Raw genomic sequence first — 24,010 nt, 5'->3', positions numbered from 1 at the left:
CTGTGCGGCGTCACTTCGCATCCCCTTCCGAGGAGGAACACCGAATGACGTACTTCGGCGTGAGCGGCCAGAACGGCAACGACAACATCACGGGCGGCACCGGGAACGACTACCTCTTCGGCGACAGCCCCGACAACGCCTCACACTCCGGCAACGACACCCTGGTCGGCGGCCCCGGCTACGACGCCGCCAACGGCGGTCCCGGGATCGACATCGGTGAGCCGCCGCACCCGCTGGAGACGGTAGTCCAGGGTCCGCAGGGCACTTCATCCAGCGGTGTCCGACATCCCCGGCAATAGCAGGCGCGCCCTTCGGGCCGGGGTTGTCCCGGCGCCGCGCGGTCGGTTTCACTGGGGGCGGTACGGGTGGACGCATCCGTATACCCGAGCGAGAGGACAACGGGGTGAGCCTCGAATTCAACCGGAGAAGCGAGACGCTGTCCGCGCTCTGCCGGCCGGTCCGTGGTGCTGCCGATGGCGGCCACTGGATGCCGAGAGAGCGAATCGTTACCGCACGGCTATTCGAGAGTGCGTCGAACGGAATTCGCTGAGGGCCGAGTCATGAAATTCGACATTTCGCCGACCGGGATGCATGAGACGGGCCGGAAGGCCACCAGGCAGGGCGCCGACATCGACACGGACGTCCGGATGCTGCTCGACGCCCTCGACGAAGCGGGGCTGGCGAGCGACACTCCCGTCGCGGGCGCCCTGGCCAGGCTCTCGGGAGACGTCCAGCAGAAGACCGGCATCATGTCGTCCCGGGTGACGCGCACGGTGAACGGCGCCGGGGAGGCGACCGGACTATTCGACGACGGGGACCACGAAATGCGGGGGAACGCACATCAGGGAATCGACCGGGAGAACTCCACGGGAAACGGCTGGCTCGGGCCGGGTGGTCGGTGAATGACGGATGCGCTGGTCGATCCCGAGGAAATTCCGACGCTGGACGACGTCCACTTCGATGATCTGGGGGCGGCGCTCAAGAAAATTCGCTATAACGCCTCCGGGCTGGAGCGCCGCGGCGGGGAAATCGATGTTTCGTGGGCCGAGGGCATTGCGCTGAACTACGGTGCGCCGCACGGTGCGTTCCTCGCCGAGAAGGCAGTGCCCGTGAAGCAGCAGGCGAGCAAGCTCGCCGAGGCCGCCCGGACCGCCGCCGATGCTCTGCAGGAGTACGCCCACGCCGGCGCGCCGGTCAAGAAGTCGCTCCAGCAGCTGAAGCGAGACGCCGAGAGCCTCGTCGCCCAGGCCAAGCCGCTGGGAGAAGGCTGGCGGCACAAGCCGCACCTGGTCGAGGAGAACGACCGCATCGCCTCGGCCGTACGCATCAAGACCGCCGCCCATGACGAGGCGCGCCAGACCGCGGTGGACAAGATCAACGCGACGAACGACGGCGCCGGCACGAATTGGGCCGAGCAGGGGCGCCAGTACCTGGGGTGGGGTGGTTTCGGGACGACTGGGCTCGGTGCCAGTGTGTCGTGGGCGAGCTACTACAGGCACGGCAAATTTGCCCCCAGAGCCGGCTATCTGCCGTGGCAGAACGGTAGTGGACGCTTTCTGCCGTGGAAGAACGAACCACCGTGGAAGAACACCTTCCGGCGTATGTGGAGCAGTAACTGGGAGGCCAAGTCCTATGCCGCCGCAAGCCGGAGCAAGTGGCTGACCGTCGGCAAGTGGGGCGGCCGGGCGAGCCTGGGGCTCACTGCCGTCACTTCAGGGCTGAGTCAGTGGGGCCAGGACTCCCAGGACCCCGACATGTCGACCGGGAAGCGTGTCGCCCGCACCGGGGCCAAAGCCACCGGGGCGACCCTCGGCGCGTGGGGTGGCGCGGAAGCCGGAGCTGCGGGCGGTGCCGCGGTGGGTGCCGCGTTCGGCGGAGTCGGCGCGCCGGTGGGCGCGGTGGTCGGCGGCCTCGTCGGTGCCGCGGCCGGTTCCGGGGTCGGCAGCAAGATCGCGGACGGGTTCAACAGCTTGATTGGAAAGTGATAGCGCGATGGCACGACAGCGAACCCCCTCGGTCTTCTCGCCCCGGTCACCCGTCGTCGTGATGGCTTTGATGTTCCTCGGTGGTTATCTGGAAGCCGAGTACGGCAAATCCTGGGGCATCAGCGGACTGCTCTTCACTATCACCGGTGGCGTGGGGATCACATATTTCGCCTGGTGCTGGGCAGGCCGGACACCGTCGGCTCGGGCCTGGGCAGCCATCAATCGCGGCCCCGCCCTCGCGCTCGTCGGTATCCCTGCCTTCGCATTCCCGTTTTTCGGAGTGGGGGCGGCTGCGTTCTTCGGACTCCCCATGGTGATCGCCCTCCCTTTCGGCCTGGTCAGCGTTTTCTGCCTCGTGCTGATTTTCATCGGCGTGAAGGACCCCCCGAAATGGTGGGGCCCCCGATGGTTCCGCAAGGGCGAGCACAAGAAAGACCGCAAGGGAAGGCAGCCGCAGGACGCTCTGGGGACCTTGGCGCAGTCCTGCACCGCGGTGAGTCCTGATGTGCTCAGCCAGGAAGAGGTCCGGCGGGAGTTCGGGCATGTGGCCGAGCCCGTGGTGCAGTGGAAGGGCGGGTGGGTGCGTGATCCGGACACCGACGAGCAGGATCACGCGTTGGCCCGCAAGGGAACCGTCGAGGGCACGCTGGCCTGGTACCCGCAGGGCCTCGGCTTTGCCGCCACCAAGCGCGAGGACTCGCTGCGCGGGAAGACCACCGTGGTGACGGTTCCCGCGGGGGAGATCACCGGGGTCGAGGTGGTGCCCGCGCGGGCGGGCGCGGACGGCCGCCGGCGCCGGGGGTTCTGGATGCGGTCGCCCTTCCGCCGGCTGGTCGTGCGGACCGCGAGCGACGCCCACGTATTTGACGTGGCCAGGGGCAGGGCACCGCAGGTGGCCGCGTTCATCAAGGAGCAGGCGGGGCAGCTCACATGACCAGTAACGAACTGCGCCCTTACGAGGAGCGGGAGTTCCGCATCGCGCTGCCGGCGCACTGGGAGCAGGTCGAGTCACCGGGGCCGCCGGTCGCCCTGATCGCGGTGGAGCCGGGCGACGGCGCGGCGTTCCGTGCGAACGTCGTCGTCACGGCCGAGGACGTCGCCGACGGGCACCAGTGGCAGCGGATCGTGGGCCAGGCGCTGACGGACCACCTCCAGGACTACTTGCTGCTGGACGAGCAGCCCGCGGGCTCCGGTACGCGGCGGCTCTTCCACCATGTTCTCCCCGAGGCCGGGGCCATCACCGCGGAACAGTGGGCGTGGACGAGCGGGCGGCGCGGCTTCACCGTGACCGCCTCGGCCGCGACCTTCGACTACGACGCGAAGGCGGAGCTGTTCGCCTCGGTCGCGGGCCGCTTCCGGCTCCGGGAGGGGGCCGCGTGACCGGTAGGGCCGGTACGGCCGGCACGGCCACTGCGTACTTCGACCGTGACAGCGGGCGGCTGCGGCTGTCCCCGGAGCTGTTCGAGGCCTTTTACGACTGGGCGGAGGGCGAGCGGGCCGACGGCGCGGGGCTGCGGGCGCTGGTGGACGCCGGGGTGCTGTCCGACGGGCAGCCGCACCCGGCCGTCGCGCCGCTGGCGCAAGCCATCGCCGACCCCGTGTGCATGGTGTCCGTCCGTGGTGCCGCGGTGGACGGCAGCGGTGTGCACGGCGCCGGCTGGCTGGGCGCCGAGTCCGCGGCACTGCTCCTGGACACCCCCGAGGTCCCGGACACCCCGGAGCCCCCGGACACCTCGAAGGCGCAAGACGCCCCGGACGGCCTGGTGGAATTGGCCTGCCTGGTGCCCGTTTCGGTGCCGGCCGCGGTGGCCCGGGTCGTCGGGCTCGGGCCGCGGCCGGTGCCCGGCGCGGTGCCGGTGCCGCTGCCCGCCGCCGAGGTCGACGGCCTGTTCGGTGCCGCACCCGAGGAGCTGTCCGGTGCCGCGCCGCACGACGGTCCGCCGGCCGGGCTCCGGGTGCTGGCGGCGGTCGGCGCGTCCACCGCGGACGGCGCGCGGTGGTGGGAGGTGGCGACGCGGTGGCCCGATGCGTCGGGCAACACCTGCACGGGCACCCTGCGGGTCCTCGACACCGCCGACGGGCTGTGGGCCGTGACCGGGGCGGACGCCCGGACGGCCACCCTGACGCCGGTCTCGTCGACCGCGGCGTGGCGCCTGCTCCTGCGCAGCTTCCCCAGCTGAGTACTGCTTCCCAGCTGCCCGAGCCCGTACGCCGGAGCCTCTGCTCACACCCGCTCGCCCCGTCCTGTGCGACGGGCTCGTCAATGGGTGGAACGAACCCGCACGGCCGAAGGGGCGGTCTTGACCTTGCCCTTGGGGGCAAGGTTTAGCGTTCGTCGAGGTGAGAGACGTGCGTCCTCCGCCGGCGCCCGGCGCAGCGGTACGGCGAGGTCGGCGTCCAGCGGCACCAGCAGCATCCCCAGCAGCCGGGCCCGCCGCCCCTGTTCCTGCCGGTGCCGGTGGAACGCCTCGGCCGCGGTCTCCGCCGGTCCGCGCCGCCCCCGGGGCCGACGCGGACCGCGGTCCACCCGCCGCGCCAGCGCGGCGAGCAGCTGCCGGGCGCCCTGGTAATCGCCGCGCCACAGCAGCGCGGTGCCCTCGCAGACGAGGCGGTACGCGGCGTCGGCCGTCATCCGATCGTCCGCGATCACGACCCGCCGCGGCGGCGCCGCCCCGCTCTCGGACCGCCACTCGGCGGCCTGGTCCCGGCCGTCCTCGGTCCACTCGATGACCTGCCGCGTGCTCAGGGGGTACACCTTTGCTCTCGAGGGGTGCGCACCTGCGGTGCGCATGAACCGATCCTTCCGGTACGGCCGCCTCGGCGCGAGCGGTTTCCCGGACGGGGGCGCTCCTGTCCCTGCCGTAGACCGTCCGTCGAGCCAGCAGAAAGAGGGCGCCCGAGGGGTCAACTCCCGTTTCTTGGGAGGCCTTTAGGGGAATGATCTCTTCACGCTGTAAGGGGATTTTCAGCGAGACCGGGGGGTCATCAATGAGCGGTACGAACGCCACGCCTGAGCCGCAGCGCAACAAGGCCAAGCAGCTCGCCACCGAGCCGGTCCCGCCGGGGCTACCGCGCGAGCGCAACAGCGGTCACTTCAGTGATGAACACGTCGACCGCAGTGTCACCTCGATGCAGGCCATGATCGAACGCGGGGAGACCATCGCGACTCCCGGAAGCAGGGCGGCGGACAGCGAGGACCGCGACATTCATGAGGAGGTGTGGCGGGCCCACGACCGGCACGGCCCCTACGGGCAGCGGCGTCGCCGCAGGAACTGACGCGGCGCGGCCGTTGGCGGGACGTCAGCCATGCGGCGGTAGATCATCAGCGGCGGCCGACAACAGGCGCCGCGCCCTCAACCGCCTCCACGAGCGCCTCGCAGGACCCCACGTCCAAGACCGCCGAGAACTCCGTGCAGGGCACCCCGAAGAAGGACGGGGTGCCCTGCACGGACCAGATCAACTACGCGGGCGACTCGCGCTCCAACGCCGAGATCAACACCGTCGGCGAGGAGACCGGCTACTGCCCGCCGGTCAAGGACCAGTGAGTCGACCGATCTACGCCTACGTCCCCCGCTCCGCCGTGAGCCGCACATACCGGCCCATGGGCTGTACGGCGACCATCCGGAACCCCTCGGGCAGCGATGCCCCGGTCGCCGCCGCTGGCCCGGACGACGGGGGCGTTTGAGGTGCGTCGATGATCAGGCGGTGCACCGCATCGGCGAGCAGCCGTGCCGCGTCGTTCGAGGCGCCTTCGATCAGCACCGTGCGCGCCCCCGCCTCGGCCAGGGTGCGCAAGGCCGTCTCAGGATCGTCGCCCGCCAGGGGAGGCGGAACGTGGAACGCACCTTCGCCATGCACGCCCGGCGTGCCTTCCTCCACCGACCCGTTCGGCCGGATCACCAAGTCGTGGGTGCGGCGCAGCTCGTTCACGGCCCGGTCGTCGTACGCCCAGGTGATGTACGGACGCCCCGTACGCAGCGAGTGCAGCCACGGGCCGAGGACGAGCAGCGCTTCCTGTTCCAGGACGCCGCGCTCCACCTCGATGCCCGCCTGCTCCAGCACCGCCGCGCCGCCCTCCCCGCGCGAGGTGGGGTCCATGACAGCCATCAGGGCGCGGGACACCTTCGCGACGATCAGCGCCTGTCGGCACGGCGGGGTCCGGCCGTGGTGGTTGCAGGGCTCCAGCGTCACCACGGCCGTGCCGCCCTCGGCCCGCTCGCCCGCCGCGGCCAGCGCGTTGACCTCGGCGTGGGGCTCTCCCTTGCGGAGGTGGTACCCCTCGCCGACCGGCATGCCGTCGCGGTCGAGGATCACGCATCCGACGGGAGGGTTGGGGCTCGTCGTCCCGAGGCCCTGGGCGGAGATGGCGATGGCTCGCCGCATGGCCGTCAGTTCGTCCGGCGTGGCCATGAGAACCCCGCATTCCCCTTAACTGCGTCGAGTAGGTCCCGCACAGCAGGAACATTACTCGCCGCCGCAAGAGCGTTGACCGCCTTGACTGCCTCTTGCAGAGTGCGACCGGAACCGGAGTCGCGGGCCATGTCGAGTACGGAAGCGCTCTCAGCAGCGGCTTGTTCGTACTCCTGGATTCCCACGTACGCCATGGCCAGGCGTGCCTGAGCAAGTCCCCGGTCTCGCTGGTAGACGTCCGGAAGACCGGCCAACGCGGGCTGGAAGGTGGAGACCGCCAGGTCCGGCCGGGACAGGTTGAGCCAGCAATTCGCGCGCTGGATTTCGATGTAGCTGGGGGTGCAGAAATCTCCGTGACCGGATCGCGCGTCACCGGAGGATTCAGCAAGCGCGGCGAACTCGTGGGCTTCGTCCAGTTTCCGATGACAGGCGACCTCGTCTCCGTCGAGAGCAAGCCCCTGTGCTTCCTGCTGGATAGCTGCCGCCTTCATCGGACGGGTGAGCGCTCGTTCGTGGCGCTGGACAGCTTGCGCGAGTCCGATTGCCTGCCCTGCGTTCCTCTTGCCCGCCGCGAGCTGGCTGCGGCGAAACAGAGTCCACGACAGCATGGCTTCGTCATCAGCCTCCATGGCCCATTCCATGGCCCGGCTTGTCCACGTTTCCGCGCTGGCCGCGTCCATAGAGTCCTCGTGGAGCCATGCGGCGGACTCGGCGTACTGAGCCGACAGCTTCAGCAGCTCCTGCCGATGCTCGCCGCGGCTGTCCTCCAGAAGACCTTGCAGCACATCGAGCTGTTGGTGCACTGCTGTGAGAGTGTGGCGCGGGCCGAAGAGGTTGTCGGCTCGGACCAGGGTGTGCCACATGTCGCGAAGATGCTCGATCGCCGCTTCGCTGTGCCCCGATGAAAGGCGGTGTGGCCGGATACGCCTGGGACGTGGGTTACCTGGCAGGGCCACACCAATCGCGTGCCCGAGAAGGGCTCGGCGGTCTATCGGCACGATCTGCTCTCTCCCGTCGGCATACACCGAAACCAGAACGACTTCGGGTAACGCATCCGCGTCCGCCGAACTCGATGGGGCCACGTGCGCAGTTGGCAGACCAGAGGCTGACCCCGTTGAAGGTTCGGACCAGAGGTCGGCCCAAGCGCCTTGGCCATTGCGAGCGTAGTCATGCTCTTGGGCAGGGATACCTGGTGACGGGGTACCCTCCCACGGCCGTTCGGGAAGGTCGAGCATGTGGCCAGGAATGCCCAGCCCATCGGCGATGCGTTCCATGACGGTCAGGCCGCGAATCCCGCGAACACCTCGGATCACGTCGCCTACCCGGGCGCTGGTCATCTTGCCGACAGCAGCAGCGATTTCGGCGTAGCTCACTGGTCCCCGCCGGTTGACCAGCCGGAAGATCTCGCCGAAGTTCCGCTGCCTGCAGGCCCGTTTCATGCCCTCGCTCAGCAGCAAGCGGTCTGGAATGGTAAGGGGGTATCCGCTCCGACGGGCTTCACGTTCACTCATGGGCCGCTCACGAGGTGTAGGGACGCGCTAAGTCCACCGTAGAACGCGCCGAGTGCTGAGGTACCCCGTTTCGCCGCTCGGGGTACCCCATTGGCTGGCCCGAGTGGTGCCCCTGACCGGCACGCTGTCCCCATGAAGCCAGAGCTGACTAGCCCGGATGAGCGTACGGTGGTGAAGCGCTGGGCTCGCCACCCTCGAAGTGTTGCCCTGGCGCGGGGCGAATTGCGCAAATCTCTGGCGAGTTGGGGCCTGCCCGCCATGGAAGAAGTCGCGCTCCTGGTGCTCTCCGAATTGATGACGAACGCGGTGCGTCATGCGCGTGTGCTCGGACGTCAGATCGAGACGCGTTACCTGTATCAAGGGGGCAGCGTACGGATCGAGGTTCACGATGCGGGAGATCTGCACCCCAAGCTGAGGACTCCGCCCCTCGAAGCTGTGCATGGCCGAGGGCTGGTCCTGGTGGAGGCGCTCGCCGATCAGTGGGGCGTGACCCCAAGAGCGGTGGTGGGCAAGGCGGTCTGGGCTGTCCTGGCGATTCCCGATGGAGAACGGATCTCAATGGTCAGTGGAGAACTTGAAGAGAGGCAGTCGTGATGGCGGGAAACCCCGTGATCAGGCAGGGGGACTGGACCCTGAGTTCGGATGTCCTCGGAAGCGGACCGATCTTGGAGGCCGGATGCACGACGTGCGATGGCTCGTCCGGGGCGGCTGACGATGCGAAGCAGCCGGAGGTGTGGTGTCTGCGGCATGCGAACCAGACGGGGCACACCGGCTTCCGGATGATCATTACCAGTTTCTTTCGCGCGTCCCTGGCGAACGCGCCTGGAGTGGCCTCACCAGGGCGAACCGCGACCCGTGGCACGTAGACCGCGAAGCGTCGCCCCACCCGTACGGGCGATCGGGATCTTACGGTCCATGGAGAACCAGACGGCTCCAGGAAAGGGCTCGTACTGTTTCCTCCGGGAGCCGGGCTTAGGAGATGCCGGGAGGTTGGGCCAGGAACGGGTGTCCGTATGGCCACTCTCGGGGGCTGCGCATCGGTATACCAGGGATTTTTCAGAAGTGGATCACTTATGCGATCTTCTGTTCAGGGAAGAGCCCTAGCATGGGCCCATGTCCCCCATACCGTCACGGGTCGAACTGTGTCCGCTCACCCTCGCCGACCAGGATGAGTTCTGCTCGCTCGTGAGGGCCAGTGCCGAGCTTCATTCGCCGTGGATGCGGCTGCCCGCGACCGCGGAGGCGTTCCAGGCGTGGATGCGCCGCTTTGATGACGGCACCAACCGGGGCTTTGTGATCCGCGTTCGGGAGACCGGTGAGGCTGCCGGCACGGTCAACATCAACTCGATCATCCGGGGCCGTTACCAGGGCGCGTCCATCGGCTATGCGGCCTTCGCCCCGTCCGCGGGGCGGGGTTACATGACCGAAGGGCTCACTCTCGTCCTGCGGCACGCCTTCGACGAACTGCGGCTCCACCGGCTGGAGGTGAACGTTCAGTCGGCGAACACGGCGTCTTTGGCCTTGGCCCGGCGCCTGGGCTTTTCCTACGAAGGTATGTCGCCCGCCTATCTCTATATCGACGGGGCCTGGCGTGATCACGAACGTTGGTCCATCACCGCGCCATCTCCCTGGACGCCCGATCCCTCCCTCCCCGAGGTCTAGGCATTTCCCGAGGCCTGGGCAGTGGGCTCGCGGTGCCGCGTTCCTCCCGGGCGACGGCGCCCCCGTCGTACGTATGGCCGCCTCATGATCCCCGTCCTACCATGGGAGCGCTCCCGCACCCCTCGAAGCGGAACCGGAGGCGCAAGTGAATTGTCATGGGCATGTTCGTCGCTGGGGTCTTCGCGCCTCGGCCGTCGCGTCCGCCGCGACGTTGCTGGCCACCGTGGCGCTGGTGGACACCGCCGCCGCGCACGGGTCGGCCATCGGTCCGGCGTCACGCAACTACGGGTGCTGGAAGCGCTGGGGCGGCGACTTCCAGAACCCGGAGATGAAGACCAAGGACCCCATGTGCTGGCAGGCGTGGCAGGCCGACACCAACGCCATGTGGAACTGGAACGGGCTCTATCGCGAGGGCGTCGCGGGCAACCATCAGGCCGCGCTGCCCGACGGGCAGCTGTGCAGCGCAGGGCACACCTCGTCCGGCCGGTACAACGCGATGGACGTGCCCGGGAAGTGGGAGGCCACCTCGGTCGGGAACAGCTTTACGTTCAAGAACCACGACCAGGCCAAACACGGTGCGGACTACTACCGCATCTATGTGACCAAGCAGGGCTACGACCCGGTCACCCAGCCGCTGCGCTGGAGCAACCTCGAACTCGTCGCCCAGACCGGCAAGATCGCCCCGGGGGTGGGGGAGCCGTCCACCGACCCCGCCCTGAACGGGGTCACCGTCTCGATTCCGGTCAACGCCCCCGGGCGCACCGGCCGCCACGTCGTCTTCATGGTCTGGCAGGCCAGCCACTTCGACCAGAGCTTCTACTCGTGCAGTGATGTGGTCTTCCCTGGTGGGTGAACCCAGGAGAACCTAGAGAACGAGCCGCCAGTCCTGGGCGGTCACGGGCCCTGCGCCATACCCCCGGTGCGGCTCCTCGGCGGTCAGCTCGAACCCCGCCCGCTGGTAGATCCGGCGGGCGGTGGCCTGGACGTCGGTGGTCCACAGCACCAGCTCGCGGTGCCCCGCCGTGCGGGCGAAGTCCACGCACGCCGTCACCAGCCGCTCGCCGAGCCGCAGTCCCCGTGTGTCCGGTTCGACGAACAGCAGCCGCAGCCGGGCCGTCGCGGGCGCCTCGTCCCGTACGCACATCACCGAACCGACGGGGCGGCCGTCCCGCTCGGCGATCCACACCCGCTCGTACGCCGCGTCGTGCCGGGTGCCGAAGTCACCGGCGATACGGGCCACCATGGCCTCGAACTCGGCGCCCCAGCCGTACTCCCGGGCGTACACCACGCCGTGCCGGTGCACGATCCAGCCCAGGTCGCCGGGGGCGGGGTCGCGTAGTCGGACGTTCGCCATTCCGTACGCCCCCGCCTCAGCGCTTCGGCGGGGCCGTCGAGGCGCGGGCCATGAGTTCGGCGCGCACCATGGCCACCCCGCCCGGCGGCCGCGGTTCGCGGCCGAGGGCGAGCCGTCCGGCGCGTACCCCGGCGTCGTGCAGCGGCAGCCGCACCGTGGTCAGGGCGGGCACGGCGTCGGCGCTGAACGGGAGGTCGTCGAAGCCCGCGACCGAGACGTCCTCCGGGATGCGCAGGCCCTGGTCGCGCAGGGCCGCGCACACGCCCAGGGCGATGGTGTCGTTGGCGGCCACGATGGCGGTCAGACCGGCGTCGCGGCGCAGGAGTTCGAGGGTCGCGTCGTAGCCGGAGGCGCGGTCGTAGAGGCCGTGGACGGTCAGCTGCTCCGCGTCCTCGTCGAGCCCGGCCGCGGTCAGCGCCTCGCGGTGGCCCTCCAGCCGGTGGCGGGTGGTGGTGCGCTCGGCGGGGCCCGCGACGTAGCCGATGCGGCGGTGGCCGAGGGTCAGCAGATGCTCCGTCAGACGGCGGGCGCCGCCGCGGTTGTCGAAGGTGAGGGTGATCGCGTCCTCGATCGGGGGCCGCCCGCACAGCACCACCCGGGTGCCGGAGGCGGCGAGCCGGGACGCCTTGGCGGCGACCGCCTCGGTGTGGCCGGGGCGCTCGACCGCGCCGCCGGTGAGGACGACGGCGGCGGCGCGCTGCCGCTGGAGCAGGGTGAGGTAGTTCAGCTCGCGCTCGGGCGAGCCGCCCGTATTGCAGATGACGGCCAGCTTCTCGGCGCCGCGCCCGGACTCCGGACCGGAGCCATGGGAACCATTGGAGCCATGGGAACCGCCGTTGCCGCCCGGGGAGCCCATCTCGGACTGCACGGCGCCCGCGATGATGCCGAAGAAGGGGTCCGCGATGTCGTTGACCAGCACCCCGACCAGATCGGACGTGGCGGCGGCGAGAGCGCTTGCCGGGCCGTTGACCACGTACTCCAGGTCCTCGACGGCGCGCAGCACCCGGGCCCGGGTCGATTCGGCGACCGGATAGTTGCCGCTCAGGACGCGCGACACGGTGGCCGCCGAGACCCGAGCCCGTGCGGCCACATCGGCCAGGGTCACTGCCATGTTTCCTCCGTTGGATGGTCGCCTGGGACACCGCGTGGGCTGGTGGGGCCGGGTCCATCGTCTCACTGGTGAGCACCGCCGCGGCCCTCGCGCGTCGAAGCGGGAAAGGGCTCGGGAATCTGCTCGCCGGGGTCTTGTCCTGACATCAGGCCCGTGCCTAGGGTCGACCCCCAGCAAGCGCTTTCCGTCCCGTTGGCGAGGAGCCTCACCCCATGGCGACACCGCAGTCCGCCGCCGCAGCAGCACCCGCCCGTATCCGTGCCGCGGTCATCGGCACCGGAGCCATCGTCACGGGCAGCCATCTGCCCGCCCTGCGCGATCACGCCGACCGGGTCGAGCTGGTCGCCGCGGTCGATGTGGACGAGGAACGACTCGCCACCTTCCGCGCGACGGCCGCCGAGAGCGCCGGGTTCACCGTCGCCGGTTATCCCGACGTGGCCGCGATGCTGCAGGCCGAGCGCCCCGACCTGGTCCTCATCGGCACCCCGCCGTCCCTCCACCGCGAGCAGACGGTGGCCGCCCTGCGGGCCGGTGCGTGGGTGCTGTGCGAGAAGCCGCTGTGCCTCACGCTCGCCGAGTACGACGAGATAGCGGCGGCCGAGCAGGAGGCGGGCGGCCCGTACGCCTCCGTGGTCTTCCAGCACCGCTACGGCTCGGGCGCCGTCCACGCCCAGGACCTGCTGGCCACCGGGGCGCTGGGCCGTCCGCTGGTGGCCCACTGCCAGACCACCTGGCACCGGGACGCCGCGTACTACGCCGTCCCCTGGCGCGGCCGCTGGGACAGCGAGGGCGGCGGGCCGTCCATGGGCCACGGCATCCACCAGATGGATCTGCTGCTCCACCTCCTCGGCGACTGGACCGAGATCCGCGCCATGGCCGGGCGGCTGGTGCACGACGTGGAGAGCGAGGACGTCTCCACCGCGCTGGTCCGGTTCGCCGACGGCGCCATGGCCACCGTCGTCAACAGCGTGCTCTCGCCCGACGAGGTCAGCCGCATCCGTATCGACTGCGCGGACGCCACCGTCGAGCTGACCCACCTCTACGGCCACCGCAACGACGACTGGGTCTACACCCCCGCCCCGCACGTCCGCGACGAGCCCGCCCGGCAGGAGCGCTGGCTCACTCCCGCCGCCGATCTGCCCAGCTCCCACGCGGCCCAGCTGACCGGGCTGCTGGACGCCATGCGGGACGGCGTACGGCCCCCGGGCAGCGGACCGGACGCCCGCCGCACCCTCGAATTCATCGCCGCGCTCTACAAGGCGGCCTTCACCGGGCAGCCCGTGCACGCGGGAGAGATCGCGCCCGGGGACCCGTACTACGACGCCATGCACGGAAGCCACCCCGAGTGGGCACCGAAGAAGGAGAGCTGAGGCCGTCATGACCCAGCAGATCACCGTCACCCACACCCACGGCGAGCGCATCTCGGTCGCCTCCGGCGGCGTCGAGCTGATGGCCTACGTCTACGCGCCCGACCCGGACGCCTTCGAGGCCCGTAAGCCGTACGCGCACCCGCTGCGCACCCTCGCCGGAAGCGCGGTCTCCGGATACCGGCCCAACGACCACCGCTGGCACAAGGGTCTGCAGATGACCTCCAGCCATCTGTCCGGCCAGAACTTCTGGGGCGGCAACTCCTACCTCGGCCCCGACCAGGGCTACCAGCGGGTCGACGAGCGGGTCGGCTCGATGCGGCACGACGGCTTCGAGGAGTTCACGGTCACCGACGACCGGCTGCGCTTCACCGAGAAGCTCACCTGGGTCGAGAACGGCGGCCAGGAGTGGGCGCGCGAGCTGCGCACCATCGAGCTGCACTCGGTCGAGCCGGACGAGGGCACCTGGGCCCTGGACTGGTCCATCCGCCTCACCAACATCCGCGGCGAGGCGCTGCACTTCGGCTCCCCGACCGCCGCGGGCCGTGAGATGGCCGGGTACACCGGGCTCAACTGGCGCGGCCCCCGCGACTTCACCGGCGGCGACGCCTTCGGCCCGGACGGGCGCGGCGGCGAGGGCGAGGCGGGCGCCTCGGACCTGATGGGCACCCCCGCCGCCGACGCCCCCTGGGTCGCGTTCACCGGTGAGCACGACGCCATCGACGCGCACTCGACGCTGCTGTTCGCGCACGCCCCCGAGAACGCTGAGGCCATCCATGCCTCGCACTGGTTCGTGCGCTCCGAGCCGATCCCCTCGGTCGCCCCCTCGTGGGCGTTCTTCGAGGAGTTCGAGCTTCCGCCGGGGGAGTCCTTCGGCTACCGCTACCGCGTGGTGGTCGCCGACGGCGCGTGGGACCGCACGCGCGCCGAGGGCTACCTCAAGAACCACGGGTGGTGAGCCACATGACCGCGATGCCCGCCCCCCTGCCGGGCGGCGTGGGGATGTCCCACATCAGCGCGTACGACTGGGAGGCGGCCGACGGCGTCTGCGGCGGCAGCCCCCACCTCCACCTCGCCTGCACCGAGGCGTACGTGGTCACCGCCGGGCGCGGTGCCGTCCAGACCCTGACCGTCGCCGACGGCTTCGCCGAGACGCCGCTGGAGCCGGGCGCGGTGGTGTGGTTCACCCCCGGCACCGTGCACCGCATGGTGCAGGGCGGCGGTCTCAAGGTGACCGTGCTGATGCAGAACAGCGGGCTGCCCGAGGCCGGGGACGCGGTGTTCACGTTCCCGCCCGAGGTGCTGGCCGACCCCGAGCGTTACGCGGCGGCCGCCGCGCTGCCCGCCAAGGAGGGCCCGGAGGCGGAGGCGGCCGCCCGGGCCCGCCGGGACCTGGCGGTCGAGGGCTACGCGACCCTGCGGGCCGCCGCCGAGAAGGGCGACGACGGGCCGCTGCGCGCCTTCCACGAGGCGGCGGTGCGGATCGTCGCGCCCAAGGTCAAGGACTGGGAGCCGCGTTGGCGGGACGGCGCGCTCGCCGCCGCCCACCGCACCGGTGAGCAGCTGACCGCGCTCGCCGAAGGCGATCCGGCCCACCTCGCGCAGGCGCGCGTCACCGCGACCGGGCCCAGCCGCCGAGGCGGCTACGGCATGTGCGGCCGCCGCGACGAATACGAACTGCCCGGCGCCACGCTTCCGTACTACGGCGAATAGGCACCGGCATCCCCCACACGCCCCACATGAACAGGCACATCGGCACATCACAGGAGGGAGGTCGGTCCAGCGATGCGCAAGAAAAGGACAAAGATGTCCTGCGCACTGGCTCTCGTCCTCGCACTCGGCGGGACCCTGACGGGCTGCGGCGGCGGTGAGGGCGGCGGTTCGGGCGGCAAGGTCACCCTGCGGTTCACCTGGTGGGGCAACCCCGACCGGGCGGCCCGCACGGAACAGGCCGTCAAGCTGTTCGAGAAGCGCCACCCCGACGTCGACATCAGCACGTCGTTCGCGGGCTTCGACACGTACAAGGCGAAGCTCGCCACCCAGGCCGCCGGCGGCGACGCGCCCGATGTGATGCAGCTGGACTACCGGCAGATCAACCAGTACGCCACCTCCGGCATCCTGCTCGACCTCGGCAAACACCCCGAGCTGCGCACCACGGACATCGACAAGGGGCTGCTGGCCACCGGGGTCGTGGACGACAAGCAGTACGCGCTGCCGGTCGCCCGCGGCGCCGAGACCATGCCGTACGACGCGGCGCTGTGGCGCAAGGCGGGCGTCCCCGAGCCGACGATCAACTGGACGTGGGACGACTGGACCGCCGCGATGCGCAAGCTGAAGGCGGCGAAGAAGGTCACCGGCGGCCGGGTCGGCTCCACCGACCCGGGCCAGAGCGAGGACATCTTCGAGATCTGGCTGCGCGGCCGGGGCAAGACCCTGTACACCGACGGCGGCAAGCTGGGCTTCACGGCCGACGACCTGACCCGCTACTGGGAGTTCTGCACCAAGCTCCGCAAGGAGGGACTGGTGTCCTCCGCCGAGCAGACCACCCAGATGGACGGCTCGGTGGAGAACACCCCGTTCGGCCGCCTGAAGTCCCTCTCCGACTTCAACTGGGACGCTCCCTCCAGCGGCTACGAGCCCATCGTCGGGAAGGGGCTGAAGCTGGCCCCGCTGCCCGCCGGTGACGACGGCAAGCCCGCCCTGTACTACAAGCCGTCGATGTTCTTCGGAGCGTCCGCCAAGACCCCACACCCCAAGCAGGCCGCCCAGTTCATCGACTTCCTGCTCAACGACCCGGCGGCCGGGGCCATCCTCGGCGCCACCCGCGGCATCCCGGCCAACGACCCGATCCGGGACAAGGTGCTGCCCAAGCTGGAGGGCTTCGACCAGGTCGTCTCCGCCTATCAGAAGCAGTTCGAGGGCAAGCTCAAAGACCCGCCCGTCGCGCCGCCCAAGGGCGACGCCTCGCTGCAGTCCACCTTCTCCCGCGACTACGACCAGGTGTCGTACGAGCGCCTGTCGCCGCGTGAGGCGGCGGAGAATTACATCACCGAGGCGAAGGCGGAGCTGAGGCAATGACCGCGACCGCGACCCGCCCCCAGGACGCCGCGCCACCCGGCGCGCGCGCCAAGCGGGCACCGAAGCGCGAGAGGCAGGGCGCCGCCTGGGTGTTCCTGTCCCCATGGGTGATCGGCGCGACCGTGCTGACGCTGCTGCCGATGGCCGTCTCGCTGTATCTGTCGTTCACCGACTACGACATGTTCGACGCCCCGCAATGGGTGGGCCTCCGCAACTACACCCAGATGTTCACGGAGGACCCCCGCTACTGGCGGTCGGTCACCACGACGCTGACGTACGTCGTGATCGCGGTGCCGGTGCAGCTGGTGCTGGCCCTCGCCGTCGCGATCGCGCTGAAGTCCGTCAAGCGCGGCAAGGGCTTCTACCGCTCGGCGTTCTACGCCCCCTCGCTGCTCGGCGCGTCGATGTCCATCGCGCTGGTCTGGCGGGCGATCTTCAACGACGGCGGCACCGTCGACAACCTCCTCTCCGGCGTCGGCATCGACATCGGCGGCTGGATCAACAAACCGGGCTGGGCGATCCTGTCCGTCGCGCTGCTGACCATCTGGCAGTTCGGCGCCCCCATGGTGATCTTCCTCGCCGGGCTCCAGCAGATACCCGCCGAGCTGTACGAGGCGGCGGCGGTCGACGGGGCGTCCTGGTGGCGGCAGTTCCGCTCCATCACCATCCCGATGCTCTCCCCGGTGCTCTTCTTCAACCTGGTGCTCCAGATGATCCAGGCGTTCCAGGTCTTCACCCCCGCCTTCGCGGTCAGCGCGGGCAAGGGCGGCCCCGCCGACTCCACCCTCGTCTACACCCTCTACCTCTACGACCGCGGCTTCACCGCCTCCCACATGGGCTACGCCTCCGCCATGGCGTGGGCGCTGCTGCTGGCCATCGGCGTCGTCACCGCGATCCTCTTCCGGACCTCCCGGGCCTGGGTCTTCTACGCCAACGACAACAACGAGGGGGCCCGATGACCACCGCCCCGATCACCACCGACGCGCCTGTGGCCCAGCGGCGGCCCGCGGGCCGGATCGTGCTGCACGTCTGCCTGATCGCCGTCCTGCTGGTGATGCTCTACCCGCTGGCCTGGCTGCTGGCCACCTCGTTCAAACCGGCCGACGAGGTCATCGCCAGCCTCAAGCTGCTCCCCAGCCACCTGGAGTGGAGCAACTACACGACCGCGATGGAGGGCGTGAACGAGGTCAGCGTCGGACGGCTGCTGTGGAACTCGCTGCTCATCGCGTGCGGCGCCGTCCTCGGCAACGTCATCAGCTGCTCGCTCGCCGCGTACGCCTTCGCCCGGCTGCGGTTCCGGATGCGCGGACCGCTGTTCGCCTTCATGATCGCGACGATCATGCTGCCGCACCACGCGATCCTCATCCCGCAGTACATCATCTTCAACCAGCTCGGCATGGTGAACACCTACTGGCCGATGATCCTGCCGAAGTTCCTGGCCACCGACGCCTTCTTCGTGTTCCTCATCGTCCAGTTCATGCGCGGACTGCCGCGCGAGCTGGAGGAGGCGGCCCGGATCGACGGCTGCGGGCCGTTCCGCTCCTTCTTCAGCGTCATCCTGCCGCTGACCAGGCCCGCGCTGATCACCACCGCGATCTTCACCTTCATCTGGACCTGGAACGACTTCTTCACCCAGCTCATCTACCTCTTCGAGCCGGAGAAGTTCACCCTGACCCTGGCCCTGCGCTCCTTCGTGGACGCCTCCAGCCAGTCGGCGTTCGGCCCGATGTTCGCGATGTCGGTCTTCGCCCTGCTGCCCATCGTGCTCTTCTTCCTGGCCTTCCAGCGGTTCCTGGTCGAGGGCATGGCCAACTCCGGAATCAAGGGGTGAGCCGCCATGCCGTCCTCCGCGACCACCCGTGAACCCGGCGAGCTGACCGGCCCGCGCTTCGCCCTCTTCGCCGACGTCCTGGCCGTGGGGCTGGCCACCGCCGCCGCCTCGTTGCCGCTGATCACCGCCCCCGCCGCCATGTCCACGGCCTGCGCCGTCCTCGACCGCCGGGTACGGGAGGACGCCCCCGCCACCGCGGGCGGCTACCTCCGAGCCCTGCGCGCCCGGCTGCGCACCGGCGACCTGCTGGCCGGGGCCGGGACGCTGGCCGGCGGCGCGCTGCTGCTGTTCAACGCGCTCGCGTCCGGGGCGGGCCTGCCCGGCGCGGTCGCCTTCCGGCCCGCCCTGCTCGTCGTGGGCGGGCTGCTCACGGTCGTCCTGCTGCGCGCCTGCGCCCGCCCCGAATCGGCGACGAGCTGGCGCGCCGCGCTGCGCTCGGCGGCGTACGCCAGTGTGCGCACGCCCCGCGCGAGCCTCGTCCTGCTGCTGGCGGTGGCCACCGCCGCCGTCTGCGCCTGGGCCTACCCGCCCCTCCTCTTCCTCGTCCCCGGCCCCCTCGCGATCGCCGCCAGAGCCACGGAGCACCACCTATGAGCCTGCTTCGCCGTCACTTCCTCGCCGGAACCGCCGCCGTCGGCGGACTGCTCACCGCGGGCGCTCCGGGGGCGTCCGCCACCGGCCGTACCGACAAGCCGTTCCTGGAGCTGCTCACCCAGGCCGCCGACAAGCGGGTGGCCGAGGTGGTCGACGGGCTCGACGCGACCCTCGCCCAGCTGAACAACCTCGGCCAGGCCCGTCCCGCCGCCCGCAGCCTGCGCCTGCTCACCTCCGTCCATGTGTGGGCCGACGCCGGACACCACCACGACGCGGCGCTCATCGCGCCCATGACCCGGCTCGCCGACGCGCTGGCCGCCGCCCAGTTCGACGACGGCCTCTTCGACCAGGGCGCGGTGCACTCCCCGCCGGACACCGCCTTCTCGATCGTCGACCTGGGCCTCCTCTACGGCCTGCTGGACGACGACGACCACGCGTCCACCGCGAAGGTCCGCGCCACCCTGAAGAAGATCCTCCGCAAGGCCGGGGCGGGGCTCTCCACCGGCGGGCTGCACACCCCCAACCACCGCTGGAAGGTGTGCGCCGCGCTCGCCCGCGTCCACTCCTTCTGGCCCGACGCCCGCTACACCCGCCGCATCGACGCCTGGCTGGCCGAGGGCATCGACCAGTACGCGTCGGGCCAGTACAGCGAGCGCAGCGCCACCTACGCGCCCATCGTCACCAACCCCGCGCTGCTGACCCTCGCCCGGCTCACCGACCGCCCCAAGCTGTACGACACGGTGCGCCGCAACCTGGAGGCCACGCTCCACCTCGTGGAGCCCAACGGCGATGTGGAGACGGTGCATTCGCGCCGCCAGGACCAGAAGACGGTCAAGCATCTGTCCGAGTACTGGCTCCAGTACCGGGCGCTGGCGCTACGGGAGAAGGACGGGCGCTTCGCGGCCATGGCGGAGACCGTCCAGCGGCGCGGCGCGGACCAGACCTTCGACGAGACCCCGCTCGGGGACTTCCTCGCCGAGGTGCTGGACGAGCCGGAGCTGGCCGCGCCGCTGCCGAAGGCCACCGCGGCGCCGTCCGAGTTCACCTGGCGCGACAAGGACAGCGGGCTGGTGCGGATCGGCCGGGGCGCCACCCGTACGTCGCTCTTCGGCGGTACGGACTTCCCCGACGTCCACGCGATCTCCTCGGGTCTGTCCACCAATCCGACGTTCTTCAAGTGGCGCAAGGGCGCGGCGATCCTGGACTCGCTGCGGCTGTCCCCGCAGTTTTTCTCGCTCGGCCACTTCCGCGCCGAGAACGTCGAGCGCACGGCGGACGGCTGGCGGCTGCGGGCGGACGTCCGCGCCGGATACCACCTGCCGCTGCCGCCGCAGCACCGCCGCCCCGACGGCCGCTACCCGCTGACGGACGACGGCCGCTTCTGGTCCGCGATGGACTTCCCGCACCGCCCCAAGGAGTGGCGCACCCTGCACACCGAGGTGCGGGCGGCCGAGGCGGACGGCGGCTGGAACCTGGACGTCGAGGTCGGCGAGTCCGAGGTCCCGCTCGCCCTCGAACTGTGCTTCCGCGGCGGCGGCACGCTGACCGGGGTCGAGCCCGTGCCCGGCCAGAAGGACACGTATCAGCTGGTCAAGGGGTACGGGACCTATACGTCGGGCGATGATGTGATCACCTTCGGCCCGGGCAACGGCAGCGGCCCGCGCCAGCCCGCCGTGGTGGACCCGGGGGAGCGCTACACCTGGATGGGCGGCGATCTGCCGGTCTCCGGGCTGCGCGTGCTGATCACCGGGCGTTCACCCCTCGCCTACCGCTTGACTCTGCGGTGACTCCGCCGTGAAGCGCTGACTGTCCCTGTGCTGCCCCTGTGCGTGCTCTGTACACGGGGTGGTCGGGGCAGTTAGCGTAGCGATTAGTAAGCGCTTACTGTGAAGCGCTTACTAAGGTGCTTGCCACCACTCTCTGGTGACTCTGGTGAGGAGACGAAGCCACGTGACACGCAAGACCGTGCGGATCGCCATGAACGGTGTGACCGGCCGGATGGGATACCGCCAACACCTCGTCCGGTCGCTGCTCGCCATCCGCGAACAGGGCGGCATCGACCTCGGCGACGGCAGCGTGCTGTGGCCCGAACCGCTGCTCGTCGGCCGTCGCGAGCACGCCCTGAAGGCGATGGCCGAGCGCCACGGCCTCGATCCCGTAGCCGACGTCTCCACCGACCTGGACGCCGTGCTCGCCGACGACAGCGTCGACATCTACTTCGACGCCCAGGTCACCGCCGCCCGCGAGGACGCCCTCAAGAAGGCCATCGCGGCGGGCAAGCACATCTACACCGAGAAGCCGACCGCCACCGGCCTCGACGGCGCCCTCGAACTGGCCCGGCTCGCCCAGGCCGCGGGCATCAAGCACGGCGTCGTCCAGGACAAGATCTTCCTGCCGGGGCTGCTGAAGCTGAAGCGGCTCATCGACGGCGGCTTCTTCGGCAAGATCCTCTCCATCCGCGGCGAGTTCGGCTACTGGGTCTTCGAGGGCGACTGGCAGAGCGCCCAGCGCCCCTCCTGGAACTACCGCGCCGAGGACGGCGGCGGCATCGTCGTCGACATGTTCCCGCACTGGGAGTACGTCCTGCACGAGCTGTTCGGCCCCGTCCGCACCGTCCAGGCCCAGGCCACCACCCACATCCCGACCCGCTGGGACGAGCAGGGCAAGCCGTACGACGCCACCGCCGACGACGCGGCCTACGGCGTCTTCCAGCTCGAAGGCGGCGCCATCGCCCAGATCAACTCCTCCTGGGCGGTCCGCGTCAACCGCGACGAGCTGGTCGAGTTCCAGGTCGACGGCACCGAGGGCTCGGCCGTCGCGGGCCTGCGCAACTGCCGCGTCCAGCACCGCTCGGCCACCCCCAAGCCGGTCTGGAACCCGGACCTCCCGGCCACCGAGTCCTTCCGCGACCAGTGGCAGGAGATCCCCGACAACGACGAGTTCGACAACGGCTTCAAGGCCCAGTGGGAGCTGTTCCTGCGCCACGTCGCGCTGGACGAGCCCTGGCGCTGGGACCTCCTCGCGGGCGCCCGCGGCGTCCAGCTCGCCGAGCTGGGCCTCGCGTCCTCCGCGGAGGGCCGCCGGTTCGACGTCCCGGAGCTGAACCTGTGACCCTCCACCTGCCCGGGCCGGGCGGCGCGACCCGCCCCTACGAGCCCCGCACCGAGCCGCTGGCGCTGACTTCCGGCGCGCCGCTGACCTCCCGCGTCGTGTTCTCGGCCGCCCATGTGGTCGCCGACCCGTACGCCGACGTCAGCCCCGACAGCCCCGCCGCCGTCGACTGGGACGCCACCCTCGCCTTCCGCCGCCATCTGTGGTCCCACGGGCTCGGCGTCGCCGAGGCCATGGACACCGCCCAGCGCGGCATGGGCCTCGACTGGGCGGGCGCCGCCGAGCTGATCCGCCGCTCGGCCGCCGAGGCCGGGGCGGCGGGCGGCCGCATCGCCTGCGGCGTCGGCACCGACCAGCTGGCCCCCGGCGACCGCACGGCGGCCGAGGTGCGGACCGCGTACGAGGAACAGCTCGCCGTCGTCGAGGAGTCCGGCGCCCAGGCGATCCTGATGGCCTCCCGCGCCCTGTGCGCCGCCGCCAAAGGCCCGGACGACTACCTCGACGTCTACGGACACCTGCTGCGCCAGGCCACCGAACCGGTCGTCCTGCACTGGCTGGGCCCGATGTTCGACCCGGCCCTGGAGGGCTACTGGGGCAGCTCCGACCTGGACGCCGCCACCGACACCTTCCTCGACGTGATCGCCGCCCACCCCGACAAGGTCGACGGCATCAAGGTCTCCTTGCTCGACGCCCGGCGCGAGGTCGAGCTGCGCCGCCGCCTCCCGGACGGCGTCCGCTGCTACACCGGCGACGACTTCAACTACCCCGAGCTGATCGCGGGCGACGACCGGGGCTTCAGCCACGCCCTGCTCGGCATCTTCGACCCGCTGGGCCCGCTCGCCGCCGAGGCCGTACGCCGCCTGGACACCGGCGACGGCGCGGGCTTCCGCGCCCTGCTCGACCCCACGGTGGAACTCTCCCGCCACCTCTTCCAGAACCCGACCCGCTACTACAAGACGGGCGTCGTCTTCCTGGCCTGGCTGGCGGGCCACCAGTCGCACTTCACGATGGTGGGCGGCCTCCAGTCGGCCCGTTCGCTGCCGCACCTGGCGCGGGCGTACGAGCTGGCCGACGGCCTGGGCCTGTTCCCGGACCCGGCGCTGGCCGAGTCCCGTATGAAGCACCTGCTGTCCGTCCATGGAGTCGCCCAGTGAACGCCGCATCGCCGAATTCCTTGGGGCGCCTGAGCCTCAACCAGGAAACGATCAAGCAGTGGTCGCTGCCGGAGCTGGCCGAGGGCTGCGTCAAGGCGGGCGTCACGGGCGTCGGCCTGTGGCGCGAGCCGGTCCAGAAGTACGGCGTGGACGCCGCCGCCCGGCTCATCCGCGACGCGGGGCTGACCGTCACGTCGCTGTGCCGCGGCGGCTTCTTCACCGCGACCGACCCCGCTGAGCGGGCCGCCGCCCTCGCCGACAACCGCACCGCCATCGACGAGGCCGCCACCCTCGGCACCGACACCCTGGTCCTGGTCTCCGGCGGCCTCCCGTCCGGCAGCCGCGACCTGTTCGCCGCACGTGAGCGCATCGCCGACGCGCTGGGCGAGCTGGGCCCGTACGCCGCCGAGCGCGGCGTCCGGCTGGCGATCGAGCCCCTGCACCCCATGTACGCGTCCGACCGCTGCGTCGTCTCCACCCTCACCCAGGCCCTCGACCTGGCGATCCGCTTCCCGGCCGACCAGGTCGGCGTCGTCGTGGACACCTACCACCTGTGGTGGGACGACACCGCGGCCGCGCAGATCGCCCGCGCGGGTGCCGAGGGCCGCATCGCCGCCTTCCAGCTCGCCGACTGGATCACGCCCCTGCCCGAGGGGGTGCTGCTGGGCCGGGGCCAGCTCGGTGACGGCGCGGTCGACTTCCGCTGGTTCCGCGAACAGGTCGACGCGACCGGCTACGACGGCCCCATCGAGGTCGAGATCTTCAACCCGGACCTCTGGGCCCGCGACGGTGCCGAGGTCCTGGCAGAGGTGGCCGACCGCTACCGCGCGCTGGTGCTGTAA

At 70.7% G+C, this 24,010-nt stretch carries 25 protein-coding genes and 2 pseudogenes; 22 read left to right on the top strand and 5 right to left on the bottom strand.

What is annotated here, in order from left to right; all coding sequences use genetic code 11:
- The first annotated feature begins 44 nt into the window (after positions 1-44).
- The 6 genes from ABZ370_RS37735 (at position 45) to ABZ370_RS37710 (ending at position 4,165) form a co-directional block, all read left to right on the top strand.
- A complete protein-coding gene (locus ABZ370_RS37735) occupies positions 45-299 on the top strand; it encodes a hypothetical protein (protein ID WP_358630904.1) in 255 nt (84 codons plus the stop codon).
- A gap of 261 nt (positions 300-560) precedes the next feature.
- Positions 561-902: a DUF6507 family protein gene (locus ABZ370_RS37730; RefSeq protein WP_358630902.1), complete on the top strand. Its 342-nt coding sequence runs from the start codon at positions 561-563 to the stop codon at positions 900-902.
- A complete protein-coding gene (locus tag ABZ370_RS37725; RefSeq protein ID WP_358630899.1) occupies positions 903-1,985 on the top strand; it encodes a hypothetical protein in 1,083 nt (360 codons plus the stop codon).
- Between the two features lie 61 nt (positions 1,986-2,046).
- The gene (locus ABZ370_RS37720) at positions 2,047-2,919 is read left to right on the top strand and encodes a hypothetical protein (RefSeq protein WP_358630896.1); all 873 of its coding nucleotides are present in this window, start codon (positions 2,047-2,049) and stop codon (positions 2,917-2,919) included.
- Positions 2,916-3,365, top strand: coding sequence for a hypothetical protein (locus ABZ370_RS37715; protein ID WP_358630893.1), 450 nt, complete (start codon positions 2,916-2,918; stop codon positions 3,363-3,365). Before ABZ370_RS37720 ends, ABZ370_RS37715 begins: the two co-directional genes overlap by 4 nt.
- On the top strand, positions 3,362-4,165 hold the full coding sequence (locus ABZ370_RS37710; protein WP_358630890.1) for a hypothetical protein: 804 nt from the start codon (positions 3,362-3,364) through the stop codon (positions 4,163-4,165). Before ABZ370_RS37715 ends, ABZ370_RS37710 begins: the two co-directional genes overlap by 4 nt.
- 182 nt (positions 4,166-4,347) lie before the next feature.
- Here the strand turns inward: ABZ370_RS37710 and ABZ370_RS37705 are convergent.
- Positions 4,348-4,776: pseudogene (locus ABZ370_RS37705) on the bottom strand (methyltransferase); the annotation flags it as partial.
- 197 nt (positions 4,777-4,973) lie between these two features.
- On the opposite strand from ABZ370_RS37705, the gene ABZ370_RS37700 reads away from it, so the two are divergent.
- Positions 4,974-5,261, top strand: coding sequence for a hypothetical protein (locus tag ABZ370_RS37700; protein ID WP_358630887.1), 288 nt, complete (start codon positions 4,974-4,976; stop codon positions 5,259-5,261).
- Between the two features lie 134 nt (positions 5,262-5,395).
- Positions 5,396-5,530 carry a hypothetical protein gene (locus tag ABZ370_RS37695; protein ID WP_358630884.1) on the top strand — a complete coding sequence of 45 codons (135 nt, stop codon included), beginning with the start codon at positions 5,396-5,398 and terminating at the stop codon, positions 5,528-5,530.
- A gap of 16 nt (positions 5,531-5,546) precedes the next feature.
- On the opposite strand, the gene ribD is transcribed toward ABZ370_RS37695, so the two are convergent.
- Positions 5,547-6,395: a bifunctional diaminohydroxyphosphoribosylaminopyrimidine deaminase/5-amino-6-(5-phosphoribosylamino)uracil reductase RibD gene (gene ribD / locus ABZ370_RS37690; RefSeq protein ID WP_358630881.1), complete on the bottom strand. Its 849-nt coding sequence runs from the start codon at positions 6,393-6,395 to the stop codon at positions 5,547-5,549.
- A complete protein-coding gene (locus ABZ370_RS37685; RefSeq protein ID WP_358630878.1) occupies positions 6,374-7,906 on the bottom strand; it encodes a hypothetical protein in 1,533 nt (510 codons plus the stop codon). Before ABZ370_RS37685 ends, ribD begins: the two co-directional genes overlap by 22 nt.
- Before the next feature lie 132 nt (positions 7,907-8,038).
- On the opposite strand from ABZ370_RS37685, the gene ABZ370_RS37680 reads away from it, so the two are divergent.
- From ABZ370_RS37680 to ABZ370_RS37670, 3 genes are all read left to right on the top strand, one after another.
- Complete coding sequence (locus ABZ370_RS37680) at positions 8,039-8,500, top strand: ATP-binding protein (protein ID WP_358630876.1); 462 nt, start codon at positions 8,039-8,041, stop codon at positions 8,498-8,500.
- Positions 8,501-9,019: 519 nt separating this feature from the next.
- Positions 9,020-9,568, top strand: coding sequence for a GNAT family N-acetyltransferase (locus tag ABZ370_RS37675; protein ID WP_358630873.1), 549 nt, complete (start codon positions 9,020-9,022; stop codon positions 9,566-9,568).
- 211 nt (positions 9,569-9,779) lie between these two features.
- Positions 9,780-10,421, top strand: a complete 642-nt coding sequence (locus ABZ370_RS37670) for a lytic polysaccharide monooxygenase (RefSeq protein ID WP_358630870.1) — start codon at positions 9,780-9,782, stop codon at positions 10,419-10,421.
- 12 nt (positions 10,422-10,433) lie between these two features.
- Here ABZ370_RS37670 and ABZ370_RS37665 read toward each other — a convergent pair.
- Both ABZ370_RS37665 and ABZ370_RS37660 read right to left on the bottom strand, forming a co-directional pair.
- A pseudogene (locus tag ABZ370_RS37665) lies at positions 10,434-10,913 on the bottom strand (GNAT family N-acetyltransferase); the annotation flags it as partial.
- 25 nt (positions 10,914-10,938) lie between these two features.
- Positions 10,939-12,033, bottom strand: a complete 1,095-nt coding sequence (locus ABZ370_RS37660) for a LacI family DNA-binding transcriptional regulator (protein ID WP_358630867.1) — start codon at positions 12,031-12,033, stop codon at positions 10,939-10,941.
- A gap of 212 nt (positions 12,034-12,245) precedes the next feature.
- On the opposite strand from ABZ370_RS37660, the gene ABZ370_RS37655 reads away from it, so the two are divergent.
- The 11 genes from ABZ370_RS37655 (at position 12,246) to ABZ370_RS37605 (ending at position 24,010) form a co-directional block, all read left to right on the top strand.
- A complete protein-coding gene (locus ABZ370_RS37655; protein ID WP_358630864.1) occupies positions 12,246-13,403 on the top strand; it encodes a Gfo/Idh/MocA family oxidoreductase in 1,158 nt (385 codons plus the stop codon).
- Between the two features lie 7 nt (positions 13,404-13,410).
- Positions 13,411-14,358 carry a PmoA family protein gene (locus ABZ370_RS37650; RefSeq protein ID WP_358630861.1) on the top strand — a complete coding sequence of 316 codons (948 nt, stop codon included), beginning with the start codon at positions 13,411-13,413 and terminating at the stop codon, positions 14,356-14,358.
- A gap of 5 nt (positions 14,359-14,363) precedes the next feature.
- Complete coding sequence (locus ABZ370_RS37645; protein ID WP_358630858.1) at positions 14,364-15,113, top strand: cupin; 750 nt, start codon at positions 14,364-14,366, stop codon at positions 15,111-15,113.
- Between the two features lie 72 nt (positions 15,114-15,185).
- Positions 15,186-16,478, top strand: coding sequence for an ABC transporter substrate-binding protein (locus ABZ370_RS37640; RefSeq protein WP_358630855.1), 1,293 nt, complete (start codon positions 15,186-15,188; stop codon positions 16,476-16,478).
- Entirely contained in the window at positions 16,475-17,437 is a 963-nt protein-coding gene (locus tag ABZ370_RS37635; RefSeq protein WP_358630852.1) for a sugar ABC transporter permease, read from the top strand. Before ABZ370_RS37640 ends, ABZ370_RS37635 begins: the two co-directional genes overlap by 4 nt.
- Positions 17,434-18,309 carry a carbohydrate ABC transporter permease gene (locus ABZ370_RS37630; protein WP_358630849.1) on the top strand — a complete coding sequence of 292 codons (876 nt, stop codon included), beginning with the start codon at positions 17,434-17,436 and terminating at the stop codon, positions 18,307-18,309. Before ABZ370_RS37635 ends, ABZ370_RS37630 begins: the two co-directional genes overlap by 4 nt.
- A 6-nt stretch (positions 18,310-18,315) precedes the next feature.
- A complete protein-coding gene (locus tag ABZ370_RS37625; protein WP_358630846.1) occupies positions 18,316-18,903 on the top strand; it encodes a hypothetical protein in 588 nt (195 codons plus the stop codon).
- Positions 18,900-20,690, top strand: coding sequence for a hypothetical protein (locus ABZ370_RS37620; protein ID WP_358630843.1), 1,791 nt, complete (start codon positions 18,900-18,902; stop codon positions 20,688-20,690). The genes ABZ370_RS37625 and ABZ370_RS37620 overlap by 4 nt, the downstream gene beginning before the upstream one ends.
- Positions 20,691-20,853: 163 nt before the next feature.
- Complete coding sequence (locus tag ABZ370_RS37615) at positions 20,854-22,014, top strand: Gfo/Idh/MocA family oxidoreductase (protein ID WP_358630840.1); 1,161 nt, start codon at positions 20,854-20,856, stop codon at positions 22,012-22,014.
- Positions 22,011-23,168 carry a dihydrodipicolinate synthase family protein gene (locus ABZ370_RS37610; RefSeq protein WP_358630837.1) on the top strand — a complete coding sequence of 386 codons (1,158 nt, stop codon included), beginning with the start codon at positions 22,011-22,013 and terminating at the stop codon, positions 23,166-23,168. Before ABZ370_RS37615 ends, ABZ370_RS37610 begins: the two co-directional genes overlap by 4 nt.
- Entirely contained in the window at positions 23,165-24,010 is an 846-nt protein-coding gene (locus ABZ370_RS37605) for a sugar phosphate isomerase/epimerase family protein (RefSeq protein ID WP_358630834.1), read from the top strand. The genes ABZ370_RS37610 and ABZ370_RS37605 overlap by 4 nt, the downstream gene beginning before the upstream one ends.

This window comes from Streptomyces sp. NPDC005962 (genome assembly GCF_040629205.1).
GTDB lineage: Bacteria > Actinomycetota > Actinomycetes > Streptomycetales > Streptomycetaceae > Streptomyces.
The sequence above is the reverse complement of the archived record's forward strand: the minus strand, read 5'-3'. Positions and strand labels throughout refer to the sequence as shown.